Annotated in this window: 19 protein-coding genes, 1 pseudogene and 1 riboswitch; of the genes and pseudogenes, 15 read left to right on the top strand and 5 right to left on the bottom strand. The window is 57.8% G+C overall.

Translation table 11 applies throughout. From position 1 onward, the window contains the following. Positions 1–31 precede the first annotated feature (31 nt). From LY284_RS37905 to LY284_RS37885, 5 genes are all read left to right on the top strand, one after another. Positions 32–970, top strand: a complete 939-nt coding sequence (locus LY284_RS37905; protein WP_008343744.1) for an ABC transporter permease — start codon at positions 32–34, stop codon at positions 968–970. Next, the gene (locus LY284_RS37900; protein ID WP_051078912.1) at positions 967–1,851 is read left to right on the top strand and encodes an ABC transporter permease; all 885 of its coding nucleotides are present in this window, start codon (positions 967–969) and stop codon (positions 1,849–1,851) included. Before LY284_RS37905 ends, LY284_RS37900 begins: the two co-directional genes overlap by 4 nt. Next, positions 1,848–2,855 carry an ABC transporter ATP-binding protein gene (locus LY284_RS37895; protein ID WP_008343740.1) on the top strand — a complete coding sequence of 336 codons (1,008 nt, stop codon included), beginning with the start codon at positions 1,848–1,850 and terminating at the stop codon, positions 2,853–2,855. Before LY284_RS37900 ends, LY284_RS37895 begins: the two co-directional genes overlap by 4 nt. Next, positions 2,852–3,862 carry an ABC transporter ATP-binding protein gene (locus tag LY284_RS37890; protein ID WP_008343738.1) on the top strand — a complete coding sequence of 337 codons (1,011 nt, stop codon included), beginning with the start codon at positions 2,852–2,854 and terminating at the stop codon, positions 3,860–3,862. The genes LY284_RS37895 and LY284_RS37890 overlap by 4 nt, the downstream gene beginning before the upstream one ends. Positions 3,863–3,956: 94 nt before the next feature. Continuing rightward, positions 3,957–4,316: a RidA family protein gene (locus LY284_RS37885; RefSeq protein WP_008343736.1), complete on the top strand. Its 360-nt coding sequence runs from the start codon at positions 3,957–3,959 to the stop codon at positions 4,314–4,316. A gap of 135 nt (positions 4,317–4,451) precedes the next feature. Here the strand turns inward: LY284_RS37885 and LY284_RS37880 are convergent, their stop codons facing one another. The 3 genes and pseudogenes from LY284_RS37880 to LY284_RS37875 form a co-directional block, all read right to left on the bottom strand. Then, the gene (locus tag LY284_RS37880) at positions 4,452–5,030 is read right to left on the bottom strand and encodes an IS5 family transposase (RefSeq protein WP_309885782.1); all 579 of its coding nucleotides are present in this window, start codon (positions 5,028–5,030) and stop codon (positions 4,452–4,454) included. A 44-nt stretch (positions 5,031–5,074) separates the two neighbouring features. After that, positions 5,075–5,212 (bottom strand): annotated as a pseudogene (locus LY284_RS39485) (transposase); the annotation flags it as partial. 269 nt (positions 5,213–5,481) lie between these two features. Then, on the bottom strand, positions 5,482–6,435 hold the full coding sequence (locus LY284_RS37875; protein WP_233392355.1) for an IS5 family transposase: 954 nt from the start codon (positions 6,433–6,435) through the stop codon (positions 5,482–5,484). Here LY284_RS37875 and LY284_RS37870 point away from each other — a divergent pair. Beyond that, positions 6,421–7,626, top strand: coding sequence for an NAD/NADP octopine/nopaline dehydrogenase family protein (locus LY284_RS37870; protein ID WP_233392353.1), 1,206 nt, complete (start codon positions 6,421–6,423; stop codon positions 7,624–7,626). The genes LY284_RS37875 and LY284_RS37870 overlap by 15 nt on opposite strands. A gap of 196 nt (positions 7,627–7,822) precedes the next feature. Beyond that, positions 7,823–7,929, top strand: a riboswitch (SAM-I-IV-variant riboswitch). Positions 7,930–7,976: 47 nt separating this feature from the next. Continuing rightward, positions 7,977–8,291, top strand: a complete 315-nt coding sequence (locus LY284_RS37865; protein ID WP_144403568.1) for a hypothetical protein — start codon at positions 7,977–7,979, stop codon at positions 8,289–8,291. Between the two features lie 248 nt (positions 8,292–8,539). On the opposite strand, the gene LY284_RS37860 is transcribed toward LY284_RS37865, so the two are convergent. Further along, a complete protein-coding gene (locus tag LY284_RS37860) occupies positions 8,540–8,815 on the bottom strand; it encodes a CsbD family protein (RefSeq protein ID WP_008343732.1) in 276 nt (91 codons plus the stop codon). Between the two features lie 414 nt (positions 8,816–9,229). Between LY284_RS37860 and LY284_RS37855 the strand changes: the two genes are divergently transcribed. From LY284_RS37855 to LY284_RS37845, 3 genes are read left to right on the top strand one after another with little or no spacing between them, the layout of a single operon-like run. Then, positions 9,230–9,958 (top strand): hypothetical protein, encoded by a 729-nt coding sequence (locus tag LY284_RS37855; RefSeq protein ID WP_233392350.1) that lies wholly within the window; start codon positions 9,230–9,232, stop codon positions 9,956–9,958. After that, on the top strand, positions 9,906–10,895 hold the full coding sequence (locus LY284_RS37850) for a phage integrase family protein (RefSeq protein WP_233392348.1): 990 nt from the start codon (positions 9,906–9,908) through the stop codon (positions 10,893–10,895). Before LY284_RS37855 ends, LY284_RS37850 begins: the two co-directional genes overlap by 53 nt. Beyond that, complete coding sequence (locus tag LY284_RS37845; protein ID WP_233392346.1) at positions 10,834–11,958, top strand: tyrosine-type recombinase/integrase; 1,125 nt, start codon at positions 10,834–10,836, stop codon at positions 11,956–11,958. The genes LY284_RS37850 and LY284_RS37845 overlap by 62 nt, the downstream gene beginning before the upstream one ends. Positions 11,959–12,081: 123 nt before the next feature. On the opposite strand, the gene LY284_RS37840 is transcribed toward LY284_RS37845, so the two are convergent. Beyond that, positions 12,082–13,734 carry an ATP-binding protein gene (locus LY284_RS37840; RefSeq protein WP_233392344.1) on the bottom strand — a complete coding sequence of 551 codons (1,653 nt, stop codon included), beginning with the start codon at positions 13,732–13,734 and terminating at the stop codon, positions 12,082–12,084. Between the two features lie 499 nt (positions 13,735–14,233). On the opposite strand from LY284_RS37840, the gene LY284_RS37835 reads away from it, so the two are divergent. The 5 genes from LY284_RS37835 to LY284_RS37815 all read left to right on the top strand — a co-directional run bounded on the left by LY284_RS37835 (position 14,234) and on the right by LY284_RS37815 (position 20,729). Further along, complete coding sequence (locus LY284_RS37835) at positions 14,234–14,764, top strand: hypothetical protein (RefSeq protein WP_233392342.1); 531 nt, start codon at positions 14,234–14,236, stop codon at positions 14,762–14,764. A 464-nt stretch (positions 14,765–15,228) separates the two neighbouring features. Further along, positions 15,229–16,845 carry a TIGR04141 family sporadically distributed protein gene (locus tag LY284_RS37830; RefSeq protein WP_233392339.1) on the top strand — a complete coding sequence of 539 codons (1,617 nt, stop codon included), beginning with the start codon at positions 15,229–15,231 and terminating at the stop codon, positions 16,843–16,845. A 259-nt stretch (positions 16,846–17,104) separates the two neighbouring features. Beyond that, entirely contained in the window at positions 17,105–18,268 is a 1,164-nt protein-coding gene (locus LY284_RS37825; protein WP_233392337.1) for an ABC-three component system protein, read from the top strand. After that, the gene (locus LY284_RS37820; protein WP_233392335.1) at positions 18,265–18,774 is read left to right on the top strand and encodes a three component ABC system middle component; all 510 of its coding nucleotides are present in this window, start codon (positions 18,265–18,267) and stop codon (positions 18,772–18,774) included. Before LY284_RS37825 ends, LY284_RS37820 begins: the two co-directional genes overlap by 4 nt. Then, on the top strand, positions 18,774–20,729 hold the full coding sequence (locus LY284_RS37815; RefSeq protein ID WP_233392332.1) for a DUF3732 domain-containing protein: 1,956 nt from the start codon (positions 18,774–18,776) through the stop codon (positions 20,727–20,729). Before LY284_RS37820 ends, LY284_RS37815 begins: the two co-directional genes overlap by 1 nt. The last annotated feature ends 83 nt before the right edge of the window (positions 20,730–20,812 follow it).

The following is a 20,812-nucleotide window of genomic DNA, read 5'->3' as shown; positions in this document are numbered from 1 at the left end:
TGAAAACGGCGCAATCCAAGGAGCATTACTCATGATCCGCTATGCGATCAAGCGCCTTCTGTTGGCGGTCCCTACGCTGCTGGCGATGCTGACCGCGGTATTCGTACTGGTCCGGCTCGTGCCGGGCGATCCCGCCGCGGCGATGCTCGGTGATCAGGCGAGCGCGCAGGCGCTCAACGCGCTGCGCAAGCAGATGGGCCTCGATTTGCCCATGTACTTGCAATACCTGCACTTCATGGGCGACATGATGTCCGGGAACTTCGGCGCGTCGATGGCGAGCGGCAGAACCGTCTTGCACGAGGTCGCGCTCGTCTTGCCATGGACGCTCCAGCTATCGCTTGCATCGATTGCCATCGGGCTCGTGATCGGGCTTCCTCTCGGCATATGGGCGGCGCTGCGCCGCAATGCGTGGCCGGACTATCTGGGCCGCCTGCTCTCGCTCGTCGGCCTTTCGTTTCCGTCGTTCGTTTCCGCGATCCTGCTTCTGCTCGTCTTCGCCGTTCATCTGCGCTGGCTGCCGGTCATCACGAGCATGGATCAGGGTGTCGGCGTGCAGTTGCGTAACCTCGCGTTACCCGCGTTCAATCTGGGCCTGATCATGGCGGCCTATGTCATGCGCGTCACGCGCTCCTCGATGCTGAACGTGATGAGTGAAGACTTTATCCGCACCGCGCGTGCGAAGGGTGTGGGCACCGCGCGTCTCGTCCTGCGGCACGGCTTGCACAACGCACTGATCCCCATCGTAACCGTGGTCGGTCTGTACTTCGGCACGCTCATCGGCAACTCGGTGCTGACTGAAATCATCTTCAACCGGCCCGGACTCGGCAAGCTCATTCTGAGCGCCCTGAATACGCGTGATTACACGCTGCTTCAGGGTTTGATGGTCGTCTTCGCGGCCTGTGTGGTCGTCGTCAATTTGCTGACCGATCTTGTCTATGGATTGATCGATCCTCGGGTGAAATACAAATGAGCAACCTTGCGGCATCCATGGCGGCGAAGCCGTCCTCCAAATCCAATCCCGTATGGCAGGCGCTGAGGAAGAATCGCCTGTCGTGGCTGGGAATCGGTCTTCTCGCGCTGATCGTCTTCGTCGCGGTGTTCGCGCCCTGGATCGCGCCATACGACCCCCTGCAGCAGCACATCAATTTCCGGCTTGACCCGCCGTCGGCACACTTCTGGCTCGGCACGGACAGCTTCGGCCGCGACGTGCTTTCGCGTTTGATTTTTGGCGCGAGAATCTCGCTGCTAGTCAGCTTCGTCGCCATTCTGATCGCGATGTCCGTCGGCTCGGCGCTCGGTATTCTCGCCGGCTATTTCGGCGGGATCGTCGATCAGTTCGTCACGGGCTTGGTCGATGTACTGCTCTCGTTCCCGGCGCTGTTGCTCGGTCTCATGGTCGCCGCGATGCTCGGGGCCAGCCTCGAAAACCTCGTCATCGCGATCGCGATCACCGAAGTCGCGCCGTTCATTCGTGTCGCGCGTGCGCCGACGATCGCGCTGAAGCAGCGTGACTTCGTCGAAGCGGGGCGGGCGCTGGGTTTCGGGCACATCAGGCTGATGGGGGTTCATATTCTGCCGAACATGATCTCCGACGTGGTCGTCCTCGGCTCGATGTGGATGGCGACGGCCATCCGCACTGAAGCATCGCTCAGCTTCATCGGCATGGGCGTGCCGCCGCCGGCGGCCACCTGGGGCAGCATGATCCGTGACGGCTTCGAAAACATTCTCGATGCGTGGTGGCTCACGGTGTTTCCCAGCGTTGGGATCCTGCTCACGGTTCTCGCGCTCAACTTGCTCGGCGACGCCTTGCGCGACGCAATAGACCCGAAAATGCGCTCGGAGCGGTCATGAAAGCAGAAGGCAATTCTCAAATTCCGGTGCTTGAGCTGCGCAACCTGCGCACCGAGTTTCGCGTCGGCGGTTCATGGCACGCGGCGGTCAACGATGTCTCGCTCAAGGTCATGCGCAACGAGACACTCGCGGTCGTCGGTGAATCGGGCAGCGGAAAGAGCGTCACGGCGCTCTCGGTTCTGCGCCTCTTGCCGCAGACCATGACGCGCCACGGCGGCGGGCAGATCCTGTTCGAAGGCCAGCATCTCGAATCGCTCTCCGAGAAGCAGATGAACAAGCTTCGCGGCGATGCGATCGCGATGATCTTCCAGGAGCCCATGACTTCGCTGAATCCCACGATGACCGTGGGCGAGCAAATCGCCGAGGCGATCCGGCAGCACCGCGATGTCTCCAAAGCGGAAGCACGCCGTCTTGCACTCGATGTACTCAACGAAGTCAAGATTCCGGCAGCCGAAGAGCGCTTCGATCACTATCCGCATCAATTTTCTGGCGGCATGCGCCAGCGCGTCATGATCGCGATGGCGCTCGCGTGCAAGCCGCGTGTTTTGCTGGCCGACGAACCGACAACCGCGCTCGACGTCACCATCCAGGCGCAGATTCTCAGTCTCCTGAGCGATCTCAAGACGGCGCATGGCATGGCAGTGGTGTTCATCACGCACAACCTGGGCGTCGTCGCGCAGATCGCCGACAAGGTCGCGGTCATGTATGCGGGAGAAGTCGTGGAGACTGCGGACGTGCAGACGTTATTTGCTTCGCCGACCCATCCGTACACGGAGGCGCTTTTGCGTGCGATGCCGCGTGTCGATGCGGATCATCAGAGCCTGGAGGCAATTCCGGGTGGCGTTCCCGCGATCACGGCACGACCTGCCGGTTGCGCGTTCGCGCCGCGTTGTCGGCTGAAGGAGCCGCGCTGCGAAATCGAGCGGCCGTCGCTTGACGACATCGGCGCCGGACATCAGGTCCGATGCCTCGTGCGGGTCGAACAGATGGCGGAGAACGTATGAGTACGCTTCTGGAAGTGAAGAACCTGGTCAAGCGCTTCGAAAGCGGCGGCGGCTGGCTGGGCGGACCGGCTCAGATCGTTCGCGCCGTGAACGACGTCTCCTTCAGCGTGGGACGCGGACAGTCGATCGGGCTAGTCGGCGAGTCGGGATGCGGGAAGTCGACAGTCGCACGGACGCTCTTGCGGCTCATCGAACCGAACGAGGGCAGTCTGCTGTTCGACGGCGAAGATATCCGGAAAGCGACGGGTTCCCGGCTGCGGGCTTTGCGCCGCCGCATGCAGATCGTCTTTCAGGACCCTTATGCATCGCTGAATCCACGTCGAACGGTTCGCCAGGCGCTCTCGGAGCCGCTAATCGTCCATAAGGCCGGCGACGCCAAAACGATCGCAAGAAAAGTCGAGCAGGCCATCGACGAAGTCGGCCTGCCTCATTCCGCGCTCGACCGGTTCCCTCACGAGTTTTCGGGCGGGCAACGCCAGCGTATCGGCATCGCGCGTGCGCTGGTTTTGGACCCGGAGATCATCGTCGCCGACGAACCGGTTTCAGCGCTGGACGTCTCGGTCCAGGCGCAGATTCTGCAGCTTCTCGAACGGCTGAAGCGAGATCGGGGACTGTCGTTCGTCTTTGTCTCGCATGACCTCGGCGTCGTGCGCCACTTCTGTGACACCGTGTGTGTGATGTACCTCGGACGCATCATCGAGCAAGGCCCGACGGGGCAAGTGCTGGACCGGCCGCTGCATCCCTATAGCCGTATATTGCGGGATTCCTCGCCGGTGCCCGATCCGCGAGCCCGGATCAGCCTGACGCGGATACAGGGAGAAATTCCGGCGCCGACGAACCTGCCATCCGGATGCACTTTCCATCCTCGATGTGCAAGGGCAAAGCCCGAATGCTCGTCGCAACTGCCTCCGCTCGTTCAGATGGGCGAATCGCGGTCGGTGGCGTGTTTTTATCCGCTGGTCGACGAGACACTACGTCGATCGGACCTGCCGCTCGGCACGGCCTGAGGCAGTAATAGCCGCCTTCGTTTGTCTTCGCCTGCATAGCGAAACCTTCTTGCAGTTTGAATGCTGTTTGACCTTTTCTGAGAGGAACAGAAATATGAGCGACATCGTTCGCGTCAACACGAACGCCCGACGCAGCAGTGCCGTGGTGTACAACGGAATCGTTTTTCTTGGCGGCCAGACCGCCGAAGATCGCGGTCAGGATATCGGCGGTCAGACGCGTCAGACGCTGGCGCGTATCGACAAGTTCCTCGCCGAGGCGGGCACCGACAAAAGTCGCCTTCTGACGGCGCAAATCTGGCTCAAGGACATTAAGGCAGACTTTGCGGCTATGAATGAAATCTGGGATGCATGGGTGACACCGGGCGCTGCTTCGACTCGTGCGACTGCGCAATGCGAGATGGGCGCGCCGGAGGTTCTAGTCGAAATCATCGTGACTGCTGCAGTCAAACCGTAGAAACGTTCCTCAAGCGGGTCTCTTCTGCTCCCGATTCATCAGAGGCCTCGTTGCCCTGAGGCTCTGATGCGTTACCTCTCCCTTGCCAGCAGCATTTCATTCCGGTTCACCGTATGCGGGTTCTTAGAGACGGATTCAAAAAGGCTGCTCCGTCCGTCTGAAGATGTTCCAGCAGACGAGGGAGCAACCGAGTTTTAGAAATGCTTCGTGAATGTCGGCGCGATGTTCGAAGCGAATACGAAGACGACGGAAATTGTGAAGCCACGCATGAGTACGTTCGACAACCCATCGGAATTTGCCCAGACCACTCCCGTGCTCTGTCCGGCGCTTGGCAATCACCGGGTTGATGCCGCGCTTGCGAAGCTTCTGGCGATGTGTCTCGGAGTCATAGCCACGGTCTGCGTAGATGACTTTGGGCTTCTGAAGAGGTCGGCCACGTACGCCGCGTATCGGCGGAATGGCGTCAACGAGTGGCAGCAATTGGGTGACGTCGTTGCGATTCGCGCCTGTCAGGATCGCGCTGACTGGAACGCCGTTGGCGTCTACCAGGATGTGGTGCTTGGAACCTGGTCGCGCGCGATCCGTGGGGTTCGGGCCAGTTTTTCGCCCGCCCCAACGGCTCGCACAGATGAAGAGTCGACGGCTGCTCGCGAGAAGTCCAGTTCGCCTGCCTCGCGTAACTTCGCCAGCAGTAGTTCGTGCAATCGCTTCCACACACCCGCCTTCTGCCAGTCTCGCAACCGTCTCCAGCAGGTTGAGCCCGAGCCAAATCCTAATTTTGTCGACAGGTCGCGCCAGCGAATACCGGTCTTGAGCACGAACAGGATGCCGTTCAGTGCAGCCCTGTTCGCAACCGGCAACCGTCCCGGATACTTCTTGCGCCGTGGTTTTGGCATCGGCAGCAATGGCTCGATCAGTGCCCACAGTTCGTCCTCAACAATCGGCGCGCCCATCCTTGGCTCCAGTTGTTCAGATGGCCAAAGGTTAACAGCTTGCCGAAAAGGTTAAGGAAGCTCTGCAGAATGTGGTTTCAAAAGCCTGCGCACCATATAGGCGTTGGGCAGATTGTTCTCGCTCAGCAGGGCTGTGTATGGCAGAGGCGATGGGCCCACACTTTGTGACCTCTCATCGAGAGTACGGGAGCGAGTTCATTCAGTTGTGTGTTTTACGCTTCGCGCAGCGCCTTGCGCATCATCCATAAATTTCCCAACGCAAACAATGTGGTGATCTGAGCCGTGTTCTTCGCCAGCCCCCGGTATCGCGTCTTCAAGTAACCAAACTGTCGCTTGAGAATTCGGAATGGATGTTCGACCTTTGCACGAATTCCGGCTTTCAGTCGTTCGATCTTGTCGTATATGGCATCGAGGGGATCCTTCAAGTTCAATTTTCTTCGCTTGCTGGGCCGCATCGCGACATGCCATCGCGCTGAGCACGTTTGCTTACGCTTTTCGATGCCTTGGTATCCGGCGTCAGCATAAACATCCGTTTCTTCACCGTGCAACAACGCAAGGGCCGGATTGATGTCGTGCTCGTTAGCCGCCGTGCCGATGACCGTGTGAACGATGCCTGAATCCGCGTCCACGCCTATATGCGCCTTCATGCCAAAGTACCAATTCCTGCCTTTCTGGGTCGACTGCATCTCGGGGTCACGTGTGCCCGAGCCGTTCTTGGTCGAACTCGGCGCTGCGATCAACGTAGCGTCGACAGCCGAGCCCGCCTTAAGCATCAATCCCTTCTCCTTCAATAATCCATTGACGACCGCCAGGATCTGCGCAGCGATGCCATGCGCTTCGAGCAGGTGCCGAAACCGCAAGATAGTCGTTTCATCTGGAAGACGGGTCATCCCGCCATCGAGGCCTGCAAATTCGCGATACAGCGGTACATCGTAGAGGGCTTCTTCCATCGCTGGATCCGACAGACCGAACCATTGTTGGAGGAAATGAATCTGCAACATCGTCGCCACCGGAAATGGCGGACGACCAGTCTTCGCCTTCGGATAATGCGGCTCGATCAATGCGATCAGCCTCGACCATGGCACAACTCGTCTCATCTCGTCCAGAAACTCCCGCTTACGCGTACGTTTGGTTGATAGGTTCAAGCCGAGATGAAGTTGCGTCATTGCAATGCCTCCAAGTCATTACCATCTAATAGTACTCCTAATCCTCCATGCAAAAAGGAGTTTTGCAGAGCTTCCTTAACAGCCCCCAGCGGTGTCTTTTTGATTCCGTCTCTTATTCTCGGAGCTGGGTCTCTAGGGCTCGGTTACGCCTCTTATCTAGCTTCTTTGGGGCACGGCATCAGTATTTGGTCGCGTTCCGGCGAAGGGGCTACGGATCTCACATCCTCCACTTCGGTCATCCATTCATCAGGAAAGGTCTACGGTTCATACGAGGTGGAGGAATGCACTAGTTTGGCCGAAGGAATGAAGAACGCCGACTTGGTCGTCTTCGCAATCCCCGGATATGGGCACGAGAGCGTAATTCGTGCCATCGCAGATCATGCTCGAGACGACCAGATGATCGTCATAACGCCCATCGTCTCTTTGAGTGCGTTGATTTTGGCACGTCTTGTAGCGGAAACGTCTGCGAGACCCCTTATCTGCGCATCCCCGACAACGTTCGTCACAGCACGGAAGAAAGATCGGAGAAGCGTGGATGTGCTGACGCTTCGCCCACAGCTCGCCGTATCGAGTTTTCCGGCAAATCGAATAAACGAGGCCATCGCCAGGCTAACGGTCATTTTCGGCTCAATATTCACTCCTCAGTCAACCATACTGACTTCGACGCTTGCAAACACTGGCCCGGTTGTACATGTTCCTTTGGCGTTGATGAACATGTCGCGTATTGAGCACGGAGAGGCTTGGTTGCATTACGAGCAGATGACGGAGAACGTCTCGAAGATGATCATGTCGGTGGACGAAGAGCGGCTGCGCCTTGCGGACGCTTTTGGTTACTTACTAAATGACATTGAAGACCACTTCTGCACATCGTTCGGTGCGCAGAAAACCGGTCTGGCAAACGCCGCTGCGGAGATAGCAAAATTGCGCAATGGTGGCCCGGCCGGACCGACGACCACTGCAACACGCTTCCTTACCGAGGACGTTCCTTTTGGGCTTGGATTCTTCGCGTATCTCGGAACGCTGGTCAATCTATCAATGCCGGCGACGAACGCATGCATAACGATGGCCGAAATGATTTTTGGCGCAGATAAGATTCGCAAAAACGGTCTGCTTTCAAGCTTGAACCGACAAGACTTGACATGCGACCAACTCATTTCGCTTTGCGAAGGGAATTGGTACGTTGGCGGCTGACGGCGCAGGCCACAAACGTGTGACCCATCACGGACGGCCAGTGCGAGAAGCTTCGTTGCTCTGTGATGTGCTGCGTGAGTTCCTCAGGGTAAGTTCTTAACCGGCTTGAAAAGAATGGACTGCCTTCGGGCGTTGTCCGCGCGTGCAAAGGTCGATATAATGGAACGGTTTTCGATATATCGAACCTCAACAGTAGTGCATGCATCAAGAGTCGGTCACACGACGCCAACCTGCCTACCCGGGCAAGGTGGAAGCCTTTCAATCAGGCGATGCGGCCATTCAACGGCAACGAAGCGGGTGCGGCGAAGCTTGCACCGGTTTAGTTGGATTTAGACCAAGACAAGCAAGTCATGAACGCCAACGAGGTATCAATATCCTGTCGTCAGTCAGTCGTTTTGCCCGACTTGCAGTTGACGCATACTATTCGTCTTGTCACCACTGCAAGTGGTAACGTGCCCGGTTCAGTATCGATCGCCCTTGCAAGCTTCGGTGCAGTTGTTCATAAATGGACCATCGTTCGTTGTGGCAGCATCCTCGACCATCAGATAATCGTCGAAGGTCTTGGCGATGTGTGCGTACGCGCTCTGCGTGACGCCGTTGGCAAGCTTGAGGGCATCACTCGCATCAAAGTTGAGCACATGTACGGCAGGCCAAGGCCTTCGTAACTGCGAGACGACGTGGATGTAGCCGTCTTCATCACAGAGCCCAGCGAGATATAGTGACTTCCATCGCCATTCGCCGCCAGCCTTCTTCCTCTGGTCAAAGAAACTGTTTGAGCCTACGTTGAACCGGGAGTTGTGGCCTGAGCTCGTCCGCTGCCGATTAGGAAGCCAGGTAAACCGAGCGATGAATCCTACATATGTCGCTCGGCCGTGCGTCTAATGGTCCCAGAGCGCCGCGACCCGCTCTTGAGTCAGCTAGTCGCTGACGAAGTTGCGTATTGGAGAAAATTTCTGCTGGGGCCGACTCTGCCAATAAGAACGCCCAGTAGAAAGCTCGAGACAGCGACGATACCGAGCACTACCAGCGGGTTTTCCTCGGTTTTGTCGCGAACCATGGCCGTCATGCTGCCTGCAAATTCCTGCGTCGCGCCGGCCAATTGGCCAGCCTTGCCTTTGGTCTGCGTCATCGCATCGGCTACGCCGCTTCCAACGGCTTCTTGTACCTTGCCCGTCGCCTCTTTCAGCATTCCGTTTGCCTCGGTCGTGTCCGTTACCTGTCCCCTAAAAAATTATTGGATCGGCGAACGCTTGCATCGCAACCGCCATACCTACGAAGCAGCCTGGAGAAGGCAAATCTTGCTGAATGATGTTCTGGTCAGTCGCGGGCGGCCGCGAATTTGTCGTAACGACGGTCTCCAGGAAAAACTCGCGAGGCGATCAAGCGCGTCTTCGAAGTTGGAGCGTCGCTTTCTATGCTTTCCGTGGGGCGTTTAAAGCGGCCATGCCAAAGCAGGGCAAATCGGGTAATAGGGGAGGTCCCTATCATTGTGCAAAAATAGAATTTAGCTATGACGAATCAAGCCTGATAATGTAATATTATCGGGATAGCGTTTTAGGGGTAGAATCGGCCCTATTCCAAAACGCGTGACAGGGGAGGGCCCGTGGCACAAGGGTTTGCAGACGATGACGAGGAAAACGGCGAGCGCGTGCCGCACGGTTCGCCCGGTGCCGATCGTCATCCCGATTACGACCCGAATCACGACGATTCCCATCGCTGGCAGACCGAGGCGCCGAGCGTCGAAGTCGCACACGTCGTGCTGAAAGTCGACGAGGTGATCGCGTTGAAACGCACCGCTGCGGCTGCCGGGCTCACGGCCCACCACCACGCGGTGCCGTCGCTGCCGCGAGGCTTGCCGCTCAGGCCAACGCGCATGGAGCTCGCGGTCGTGATCGCGCTCGCCGAGACTTACGGCGCTGCTGTATATAAAGAGACCCGCTTTCTCCCGGTGCTCGACTGCATCGCCGACGACGGGGCGGTCGCGCTGGTGCAGCGGGTGATGTATGGCGCGCGCGCCGACTCGGATAACAGCGCCGACTTCGACGTCACTGCGCGCACGGCGGGGAACACGCGACTGGCCGACGTGCTGCGCGACGCGCGCGTGGCCTTCGAGTTTCTGTGCGCCACGTGGCCCGAGGTGTTTCTGGCGCAGGCGCATGCCGTGCTCGCCGAGCTTGGCGTGCACGTCCGTCCGCCGGATGCCGATCGGATGCCGCCGAGGGGCGGGGCTGACGACGCCGATTCCGACGCCGACACTGATGCGGGTCCCGGCGACCACGATGATGATGACGATGACGAGCCCGATGAAGGCGGGGAGGGCAGACATGGCTGAGCGTCGCGCCTCCTCCGGAAAAGGCACTCCCTCCGGCAACGCCGTCACCGACGTCGCCGACATCGCGATCCCGCGCGGCTTCACGACCAAGGATTTCACGGCGCTACGCGCGTACGTGCAGCGCATCGCGCCGGCGATCATCGCGCGCACCTACTACGACCCGGACGAGGATCCGCATGCGGCGACGCCCGCGGCGATGGAGCGCTATCTCACCGACATGCTCGACACGCTGGTGCAGCTCGCGCTAGCCCACGGCTCGACCGCGCTCGCCGAGCACCTGCGCGCGTCGATCAAACAGCACGGCCAGCCGAAGCTCACCGCGGTCACGTTCCGCATGGTCACCGAGGCCGCGCAGCTCGCCGCCGCCGCGCCGCACGCCGATCACGCGATCGGTGCGTGGTTGCGTCCGCGCATTGCGCGGCGCCTGAAAGGGGAGGGGATCACGACGCTCGGTGAGCTGATCGCATTCTGCAACCGGCGAGGGCCCAGTTGGTGGCGCTCGATCCCGCGCATCGGTCGCGGTCGGGCGCGCGCGATCGTCAGCTGGCTGCGCAAGCAGCAGGCGGCCCTGCAGCTGACGGTCGACCTCGACGTCGACTCGGCAGAGCACGATGGCGTGCCGCTGGTCGCGGACGAGCTCGTCGAGGTGGTGCCGGATTTTGCGTCGGAGCAGAAGGGCGGGCGACTTACCTTGGCTCCCCTGGAGCGGCTAGTCGTGCCGCGCGCGCTGTCGGGCGCTCACGGCGAAAACCGCTCGACAGCCTTCTGCTACATCCAGGCGAACCATGACCTCGATGCGGTGCGCGCCTATCTGAACCGCTTTCGGGATTCAGCCGAAAACGCTGCGCGCCTACACCAAGGAGCTCGAGCGGTTTTTGTTGTGGGCGGTCGTGTTGCGCGGCAAGGCGCTGAGCGATCTGCGCGTGGACGACTGTGAGGCCTACAAGGATTTCCTGAAAAACCCGGACCCACGTTTTGTGGGCGAGCGATTTGCGCGGCACTCGCCGCGGTGGCGGCCCTTCGCTGCTGGTGCGTATGGGAAGGCCGCGCTGTCTTCAGATTCCCAACGCTACACGGTTCGAGTGCTCCGCACGGCGTTCAGTTGGTGGGTCGATGTACGGTACCTGGGCGGCAACCCATGGAAGGCGGTCAACGATCCGGTGGTGGTCAAACGGCACAGCCCGATGAAGATCGAGCGCGCCCTGCCGGCGAAGCTGTGGCGCAAGTTGCGCGCGGAACTTGATGCACGTTCAGCGGCCGACGAAGCGCGACAGTGGCGAGCGGTTCGCGCTGCGATTCTGTTGATGGGCGACTCAGGTCTACGGCGTGAAGAGGCAGCGATCGCCCGCCGCGAAGACTTGAACCCGTCGTTCTACGGCACGCTCGAGCGGCCGGTGTGGGAACTGACTATCGTGGGCAAGGGACAGCGCGAGCGCACGGTACCGGTGAGTGCGGCAGCGCTGACGGCCCTTCGCGCGCACTGGGCCGATCGACGCAAAGCGTTCGATGCGAGCGAAGTAGACGGCGCACCGAGCGGACCACTCCTCGCGCCCGTCATCATTCCCTGGACTGATGCTTCCCGACGTCGGCATCGAGGCGGTACCGGCGAACGCCTCCTTCTCGCCCTAAATGCGGGGTACACGGCCGACGGGCTGAACCGGCTGATTGGTCGAATGCTGAAAGAACTGGTCGAGACGATGGACGCGCTGGATCTAGATGATCGGGTGCGCCTTGGACAGATGAATGCGCACGCCTTTCGCCACACCTTCGGCACCCAATCGGTGGCCGATGACGTGCCGGTGGATGTCGTGCAGAAGGTGCTGGGTCACGCGTCGCTTCAGACGACGACGATCTACGTCCCGCGGAGAAAAAGCGGATGCTTGAACAAGTGGCAGGCTATTATGCCCGTTTGGACTCGGGCACGACCTAGCGTGGCCTCTTCTAATTGGTCGACCCTGCGGGTGATGGTCAAGCTGCTTCAGACACCCGCGATCAAATGACCATCAAATAAACCGTCGAACCGTAAGTCGTTGATTGAAAAGGGGATTGCGGCGCTGATCGAGCGATTTGGCGTCGCTGTTGCGATATCGGATCAAATAAGCGAGTAACAGATCGACAGTGGCTCACGCCCAATGCGGGACGTACTTCATATACTTCCGGCCGGCCGCTTCATCGTAGGGGCGAATGACCCCGTGCTCGACCGCTTCTTTGATGTAGCGAGACGCCGTCGCGCTATTTTGCTGCTCAATCCCGAAGCGCTCTCGCAACGATGTGTTCGTCATGTAGTCGCGCGAGACATAGCGCAAACAGGCGTGCAGGTAACACGCGCGAATCCGGTCAGATTTATCCATCTGCGCGAGAGGACGATGGGCGAAGAGGGAAGCACGGGTGTTCTCGAGCGCGATCGCGAACTCGGGCGCGGGTAGCTGATAAGCCTCTGTCTCGGACACCACCTTATCGACGCCACTCCCTCGCTCCTCACAAATGCCGAATCGACGCATGAGCGAGGCAAGAGCCTCGTTCCGTGAGCGAGGAGGCGTATCTAGAAATCGATCAACATCTACAAGTGGGACCCCGGGGTTCGATATCTCCATGCGGTCAGCGAAAATCTCGATCATGGGACCGGCGCCGCCGACGGAGAAATCTTGATGAATCAGCGCGTTCGCGACCAGCTCCCGTATCGCCAGTTCCGGGTACATCGGAACGGTACGTCGCAGTGCTCGGCCAATGACTTCATTGGAGGGCAGCAGATTATTGACGAAACCGATGAGGCCCTCGAACCCCGCACCGTATCCCTTGCCGCCAATCTGCTCACGCAACGTCCTGATTCGGCTGTTACCGTCGTACGCGATCACGCGCACTGCCTTGCGCTTGAGGTGAGGGAAGTCTTCCAGGCGCTTGGCAAAGAGAACTGCACCGAGATTCGTGATGTCCCACTTCCCCGCCGCGTTTTTTATGACCAGCCCCTCAGCCTGCAATCGTTGAACGATGAGCGATCGGTTCTCAGGAAGCGGGATCTCGGCGAGGTCGAAATACGCGGGATAGTCGAGCAGCGACGTGATTTCCTCTTCGGACACATCGCCTGCGGCAACCAACGCCTCAAACGGAATCTCATCAAAGATCCGCCATAGCGCGCGTTCCTTCTCAGGAAAATCTTTGAGCTTCTTCCGATAAGAACCAATGCGGACGAATTCGTTGTTCTGAAATTGGACCGGATGCCGATAGGCGCGGCCGACCTCGAGCACAACGACGGGCAACTCGTTCACGGTCACTTCAAGAAACTGGAAAGGAATTTTTGGGCTGATGAGACGCAGCAGCCAATTTTCAAGTTGCTCGTTACCGACCTTAGCTGATCGTGGCTCGAACGCGGTCCCGACTATCTCGTGAGTATCGTCCGCCACCCCCCAGACCAGATAACCATGAGCCTTGTCCGCAAGAGCTGCGGAATTGGAAAGCGCAGAGATATACTCACCAATTGCCTCTGGTTTTTCGTTGTTGCGCTTGAACTCGAGCCACTCCGTTTCATTGGGCAAACGTGCAAGTTCACGTACGAGACTGGCGAGGCGGTCGGGATGATGTTGGATCATGACGAGAGGGAAAGTTTGCTCTGCGACCATGTTACCAAGTGCTGGTGAAATCCCGGCGGCCGTGAACTCTCGGCCTCGTTTCGGCCGTTGCTGACGGTCGACGACGCCCACTTCTAGGTCAGCAGTATGTCGGGTTGCGGAAGTTGGCGGCACCAAAGTCGCCGAGCGATCGCATCCGCCATCGGCCAACTCTTACTCCCGACCCGCCGCGGTCAATCGGAGCCGCCGCGCCTCCTAAGCGGCTTTATCTAAACGGCACCTACGCACACAGCTTCGCAACTTCTCTCAGTTTCGTCCTAGATCCGAGTTGCGAGCAAAGCGATGCAAGTCGCATCTGCCGCCCAATTCACAGACTCTTCCACGAAAAGCCGAGCCCCTTCGCCAACCTGGTCAAGCGCATCTGCCGGCTGAGCACGCGGTACCTATTATGCCGGCGGTTGAAGTCGGATAGTCAGCAAGGTCTGCCCAAAAGCCTTCTCTAAAGAATTCTCACCCAGTGCCGTTAAGTGCATCGGGGATCATTCACGGCATGCTGTGAGAAAGTGACCCGGATAAGAAGAATCAGCCAAAGGCAAGAGGGAGAATTATGGCGTGGGTTAGAGCAGTCGCGGTGATGTCAGCAGTAACGGTGTTCTCGGGGTGTGCGTATAACGTCCAAGTTGCATCGCAATCGGGTGCTTCCGAAGTCATGAGCACGAAGATCAGACAGGACAAGGCCTACGTGGTTTTCAGTGAAAACCTTGTTACGGCCGGCAAAGATGTCAAGTCCGGATTTGCCTGTGGCGCACATAAGTATCCGATGTACATTGGTGACGCGCTGCAAGGCTCCATTTCGAAGACGGTCGAAGCCGCCTTCCCTCAGGTAGTGAACAATGGAGGAGCGGTGCCGTCCGCGCGGGATGGGATCATCTTCAAGTTCGACCTCTCCGAGTTTGACCCGCGAATTCGCTTCACGCCCGGATTTTGGGTGCCTTCCGCCGATGCAAACGTCGATATCGCAATTCGCGCTCGTGTTTCCGATAAGCAGGGGAAAGAACTGATCACCACGACGTTCCGCGGTCAAGGCCATGCAAGTGAAGACGGAAACTGCCCGGTAGGCGCCGATGCCTTAAGCTTAGCCGCTCAGAAGGCGATCGCAAACGCGATGGAAAGCTTTGTTGACAAGGTGATCAACACGGGCGCGCTCGATTCAATCATTGCAACATCTGCGCGAGAATAAGGCCTCAAGTCGAAAGTCCGGGGAGACAGGCTCGCCCTCGATGGAACCGGAAACCGTTGTCGGAGGTCATCGGTCATGATTTTGCGGCTGATGCCCTTCCGCAACGGCCGCCGTTCATGTGGCGCTCGAATACTTCAGCGAACTGAGCAATCGACAAAACAGTACCAAGTTGCAACCGCGATCAACGCGACGCTGCCGGGGTCAGTCTTGACCCTTGCGTCCCGGTGTGTGCGCCCAACTGGGCCTGAATGGAGTCCCGAAGACGGCCAGCGTTGACGCTTAGCAGTTCAATTTAGGCACGGGCACATGAACCGGTCAGAGCCGTCCGGATAACAGAGACGTATCCTCCACAGATTCAATCGTGTTTGGATTTGCGAACGGTTTCCGAATCTCATGATTGAAAGATGGGCAACGCTCCCTAGCATGCGGAAGCGCGCCTGAGTAGAACATAGCAGGGAAATGAGATGGCGAAAACCTACCGCCGCCTGAACCTTTTTATGGCTAAGCCCTCAGACAAGGGCCAAATGTTCGCGGATCTGCTCGCTGACGCACCAGTGAACGACTATCCCATGGCAAACAACTTGGGCATAGACGGGGTCCTTTATGTAAAGCGGAGTGAGGAAAAGAGGCCTAGCTGGGGTTCGATGCTCGACGAAGTTGCAGGCCGAGTCATACCAGATCTCGCAAATCGATCGAGTTCTGCGGTACTGCTGCTTCGAGTGGACGACGACATCTTCGCATTTACATTCGGTTACGGCCGGTATCTGATCGAGCAATCGCGATTCGTTCAGGACTTTGGCCTTCGCACAGCGCTCAACACGCTCGACGAAAAATCGCTGCGTAGCGTCGACCTGCACACCCTCGAAGACCAACCTGTTCAGAAGAAATCTCAGGCTGCTCGCGACTCGGAAGTAGGCGTCTTCGGGATCGACATCCTACGAGATGTTCTTCGTGCTGTGACTGGTGTCCCCAAACGCGGGGTTGACCTTAGGCATATCGCTGGTGGAGACGCGATGTTTTCCTTCGGCGCCGAAATGGAAGCTGCGGATTTGCCCGGGTTGGCCCGCCGCGTCAAAAGCTACTATGTCAACGACGACTACAAGACGTCATTCTCGTGGGTGGACAACGTCCGCAAGATAAAGGACGACGCCTCGATCGATTCGCTGAACGCGCAGTTGGTTAAAGCCGTTTCCGCGCGTAATCCTGGAATTATGGTCACGCTCCCGGAGATCGGTGCATGGGACACAATCCTAGGCTTCAGCTTTACGCGGAATAAAGACGGCGTGCGTCCCGTGATCGATTCGGCCGACTACATCGACACAATTCCTGATTTAGCGCGCCTAACCATCGAAGCCTTGAAGCGCGACCGACTTTTTGTCCACGACGTCGATGGCGACATCGACGAACACTCAGTGTATCGCTGCATCTACTTCGAGATAGTCGACGGGGACAAAACGAAGATCATTTTCGATGGCAAGTGGTACGAGGTCGATACAGCATTCATTGGTCGTATAGCCGCGACATTGAACTTGATTCAGACCTCCACGCTTGCATTCCCGGAAGTTGAAGTGTGGGACGACGGAGGAAAATCAAAAATCGAGTCCGAGGGCGACTACAACATCCGAGCAGCCGTAGCGCATGGATATTTCCTACTGGACAAGAAGCTCGTCAAGACCGACCGGACCACATCGCCAATAGAACTCTGCGACCTCCTGACTCCCGCCAAGCAACTGGTGCACGTAAAGCATCGCAAGGGCGGTTCGGCCGGGCTGAGCCATCTCTTTGCTCAGGGCGGTGTCGCTGCTGAAATCATGCTCGGCGATAAAGCGTTCCGCAAGAAGGCGCGAACGGTGCTGCGCGGTGTAGATTTGGCCGCACGCGATCTCGTGCCCTTGGACAACCTCAGGAGCGCGGATTATGAGATTGTTTTCCTGATACTGGGCGAGGATAGTGCCACGCTCAAGGAAAACTTACCGTTTTTCAGCAAGGTCAACCTCTCGAAGGCCTTCGAAAACCTCACCCAACGTGGATTCCGGGTTTCGATCGCCGGCGCTCCGACGACACCGCGCTTGGCCCCTTGATCAGGAAATCGACCACATGCCGATTACAGTCATCAGCGACAGTTGCGGGGCACCATGACCGAGTTTGATTGTCGACGGATTGCTCAGGTTGCCTATGACCAGCCATATAGCCTTAATTCTTCGTTACCACTACCCTATGCGTAACAAAACGTGTAGAGCAGCCTTACGTTGAATTATGCTGACAATCGGGGGACACCATGGAGTTTACGAATTGCGGATGGGTAGCTTTCTATAGTCGCGCAGACCTGGGGCAAAATGGATGACAGCCTTAGTCAAGCACAGTGCGCCTGGTCCTTATCTGGGCTTCTCATTGCAGCCAGTCCGGCTTTGCTACCACCTCCTGAGTGGTCCACTGGATTCGAGCGTTTCCTTAGAGCTTCTGGATGATGTCGCCGTTCACTACTCCGACGGGAACGTCCTTTTGGAGCAGTGCAAGAGCGCACTGTCCCACAACGCTCTCTCTGATTGGTCCGAGGATCTTTGGAAGACAATTGGGAATTGGCTTACTGCGGTCGAGTCCGAAAAGGTGAATGGGAGCAAAGCAGCGTTTCGCCTGTACGTGACACCCCCGAAGTCCGGTAAGTTGAGTTCTGCCATTCATGCCGCAACGTCTGCGGATGCCGTAGATCTGTTGCTTCAACAGGTTGCAGACAAGCTCAGCAAAAGGGCCGAACCGCCAAAGTGCATGCCGCACGTGCAGAAATTTCTTGATGTGACCATTGCTGTTCGCAATCAGGTGATTTGCAAGACCTCGGTTGTAAGTGGCGATGCAGATCCGATACAACCTCTGCGAGCTCTGCTGGCGCCTACTGTTCCGGACGGGGCGATTGACGTCATTTGCGAAGCCGCCATCGGTATGGCACAGGCGAGAGCAGACCGGCTCATCCGTGATGGTATGCCGGCTCTGATTGGTGTCCGAGACTTTCGGAAAAGCTTTCACGCCTTCGTTCAGCAAAACAACATGCCCGGCTACCTTGCCTCGCTATCCGTGGTTCCTACGACAGCTGACACCAAGGCAGTGCTCACGAGTAGACCGATCTTCGTTCGGCAACTGCAGTTAATCGAAGCCACGGAGACGCAGCAACTTAGGGCGGCAAGTGATCTCATGCGAACGTCCGGGGACAAGGTGAAGTGGGCCGAGGCCGGATTCATCTACGACGATAGCTTTAAGGATTGGGAGGAATCGTTGCTGCGTCGGTATGAAGCGTTTGCCAGTGAGATCACGGATCTCCATTCAGACAAGCCGGAAGTTGTGCGAGGCCGACTCGTCTACGGCCGATGTTCGGTTTTGGAGGTGCCCATAGGCAACCGGACCGTACCGAACTATTTTACGCATGGGGCGTTCAATGATTTGGCCGACAGGCGAGAGCTTGGCTGGCATCCCGAACACGACGACCTTCTAGACGAGGAGGGCGAAGCATGAACGGGGGCGTCCGTCCACGGCGCCTTAGTGAGGCGGCACTGGTTCAGAACGAGGCGCTGGGTGCCTACGCGCTTTGGCAGTTCGGCCTTGGATACCAGGATCGTGACGGCCACGCGGCGACGCTGCCCCTCACATTTCTTGTCCTTCCGCTGATCCTGCATAGCCCAACTTTGGCGATGGTTCTGAGCACACGTAGAGCATCGGGGCTGCATCTGTTCGCCGGCAAGCTCGGAGAAAAGCGGGAAGATCTCATTGCGATTCACAGTCGGGCGATTGCGTTAAGACGACTGACCTTGGACTCACTAGTTTCCGCGGAGCAGTCCGGTCTCATCCGAATCGATCCGATGACGGCCGCGATCTGGTCAAATGGTCTGTACGACGATTTGCGCATACCTGTGCTGCCAGAGCGAATTCGACGTCTGGCAGCGGCGTGTGGAAGGATCGGCTACTGGTTTGCGGGCCTCACCGATCAGCAGGTAGTGCACACACTGAAAGTGGAGTTTTGATGTATTTCCAGCTGCGACAAGTCATTCTGTGGCCACGACGCGGTGGCGCACCGCGCGTAGTGAAGTTTGAACCCGGTGTGGTAAACGTCATCACCGGGGCATCGAAGACCGGCAAATCTTCGGTGATACCGATAATTGACTACTGCCTGGGATCAGAGAAATGCGCTATTCCGGTGGGGGTGATTCGCGAGAGTTGTTCCTGGTTTGGTGTGCTGGTGGATACCCTCGAAGGACAAAAGTTGATTGCCCGTCGGGAGCCCGGCGATTTGAAAGCCTCCGGCGACATGCTGCTTTTGGAGGGAACGGAGGTTGACCCACCTCCTGTCATCCAGGAGAAGAACCAAACGGTTGACTACGTCAAAACAGTCTTGAACCGCCTAGCGGGCCTGTCAAACTTGCAATTTGAGCCAGGCGCCGAGGATCGGTTCAAGTCACGGCCAAGCTTTCGAGATTTGATGGCTTTCATTTTTCAGCCTCAGAACATCGTTGCGAATCCCGATGTCATGTTCTTCAAGGCTGATACTACGGAGCATCGCGAAAAGCTAAAAATCATCTTCCCCTATGTGCTTGGTGCAATTAGCCCAGAGCTTCTGCAGGCACGCCACGAGTTGGATCGCATCGCACGGCTGCTTCGCCGAAAGGAAGGCGAGTTAAGGGCCCGGAAGGCATCTGGCGCATCCTGGCAGCGAGAGGGTTTCGCTTGGGTACGTCTTGCGATTGAGTACGGACTACTGCCAGCGCACACGATTGTGCCGAACGACTGGCCTGCGATCGTTGACCTTCTGCGAGCCGCAATGCAAAGCGACGCTCAATCTGCGACCCCAACTCTCGCGTCCATGGATGTCGCAATGGGTCGGCTCACCGAGCTGCGGGCGGCTGAGTCCAAGCTTGGGATGGATCTCAATCAGTCTCGTAGTCGGCTGCACGAATTGCGGCGCCTTGATGAAAGCAGTGACACTTTTCGGGATGGCCTTCACGTTCAACGAGACCGATTAGAACTGTCGAGATGGATTCGCGAACTAGCGACTGAACGTCCGGCGGCGGTGCTTCAACCGAGCGACGCTGGACGAGCACGGATAGATCAACTTTGCGAGGCGCTTGAAGGCATAGAACTTCGACTGCGATCGCACCCGGGGGTTACGGAATCGTTGGGAAGAGAGACGCTTCGTCAACGCGAAGCAGTGGATACGATTCTTGCGGATCTTGCTGCAGTGCGCCAAGAAATTCGAACACTGGAAGGCCAATCGGAAGAAGCGCGCAAGGTGAGAACTCGTGGAGAGGAAATCTCGCGTTTCCTAGGCCGCCTGCAAGAAGCTATGAGGTTGTATGAAACCCTCGATACCTCTTCAGCGCTTAACGAAGAGATATTTGCGCTGAGGATGCAGGTTGAGGACCTGAACAAGCTGATATCTGAACACGAAATTGGTCGGAAAACGGAAAACGCTCTCGATACGATTCAGTCCATTTGTTCGCGGCTAGTTCCACAACTCGACGGGGAGTGGCCAGATGCCCCTATTCGACTGAATATCCAAGACCTGACGGTAAAGGTTATTCGTGGTACGCGCGATGATTTCCTTTGGGAGATTGGTAGCGGTGCAAATTGGCTTGCATACCATGTGGCGCTGACTCTTGCCCTGCAAGGCTACTTTCTGAGCAAGCTGAATCATCCAGTGCCAGGATTGCTAATCTATGATCAACCAAGCCAAGTCTACTTTCCAACCCTCCGGGCAGGAAAGGCGTTAGATGAGAACCCAGACCCAGAATGGGGCAACGAGGACATAGCTGCGGTGCGGAAGGTATTCACACTTTTCGATAGCATCATCACAAAAACTACAGGCCGGTTGCAGATTGTCGTACTTGATCACGCTGCGGAAGAGGTCTGGGGGCGACTAGCCAACGTCCATCGTGTTGAAGAGTGGCGCGGACAAGGCCTAGTGCCGACCGACTGGATCTAGGATGTTGGGATCACGGCGATACCGAGTGCGATAGCCAGCATTGACAGGAAAGTCCCGCTATTGGGAGCGAGTATGTGTCCGCA

Origin of the sequence: Caballeronia sp. PC1 (assembly GCF_021353155.1) — a bacterium.
In the GTDB taxonomy this organism is placed as follows: Bacteria; Pseudomonadota; Gammaproteobacteria; order Burkholderiales; family Burkholderiaceae; genus Caballeronia; species Caballeronia cordobensis.
Note: the sequence above shows the minus strand (reverse complement) of the source record. Positions and strands in the feature narration are given on the sequence as shown.

Bases quoted from the DNA above. Each gene is read 5' to 3' on its own strand.
- LY284_RS37830 (WP_233392339.1), top strand. From the start codon at position 15,229: ATGGCGAAAACCTACCGCCGCCTGAACCTTTTTATGGCTAAGCCCTCA.
- LY284_RS37900 (WP_051078912.1), top strand. From the start codon at position 967: ATGAGCAACCTTGCGGCATCCATGGCGGCGAAGCCGTCCTCCAAATCC.
- LY284_RS37870 (WP_233392353.1), top strand. From the start codon at position 6,421: ATGAAGTTGCGTCATTGCAATGCCTCCAAGTCATTACCATCTAATAGT.
- LY284_RS37860 (WP_008343732.1), bottom strand. From the start codon at position 8,815: ATGCTGAAAGAGGCGACGGGCAAGGTACAAGAAGCCGTTGGAAGCGGC.
- LY284_RS37895 (WP_008343740.1), top strand. From the start codon at position 1,848: ATGAAAGCAGAAGGCAATTCTCAAATTCCGGTGCTTGAGCTGCGCAAC.
- LY284_RS37825 (WP_233392337.1), top strand. From the start codon at position 17,105: ATGACAGCCTTAGTCAAGCACAGTGCGCCTGGTCCTTATCTGGGCTTC.
- LY284_RS37865 (WP_144403568.1), top strand. From the start codon at position 7,977: ATGAACGCCAACGAGGTATCAATATCCTGTCGTCAGTCAGTCGTTTTG.
- LY284_RS37890 (WP_008343738.1), top strand. From the start codon at position 2,852: ATGAGTACGCTTCTGGAAGTGAAGAACCTGGTCAAGCGCTTCGAAAGC.
- LY284_RS37905 (WP_008343744.1), top strand. From the start codon at position 32: ATGATCCGCTATGCGATCAAGCGCCTTCTGTTGGCGGTCCCTACGCTG.
- LY284_RS37835 (WP_233392342.1), top strand. From the start codon at position 14,234: ATGAGCACGAAGATCAGACAGGACAAGGCCTACGTGGTTTTCAGTGAA.
- LY284_RS37885 (WP_008343736.1), top strand. From the start codon at position 3,957: ATGAGCGACATCGTTCGCGTCAACACGAACGCCCGACGCAGCAGTGCC.
- LY284_RS37815 (WP_233392332.1), top strand. From the start codon at position 18,774: ATGTATTTCCAGCTGCGACAAGTCATTCTGTGGCCACGACGCGGTGGC.
- LY284_RS37820 (WP_233392335.1), top strand. From the start codon at position 18,265: ATGAACGGGGGCGTCCGTCCACGGCGCCTTAGTGAGGCGGCACTGGTT.
- LY284_RS37875 (WP_233392355.1), bottom strand. From the start codon at position 6,435: ATGACGCAACTTCATCTCGGCTTGAACCTATCAACCAAACGTACGCGT.
- LY284_RS37850 (WP_233392348.1), top strand. From the start codon at position 9,906: ATGATGATGACGATGACGAGCCCGATGAAGGCGGGGAGGGCAGACATG.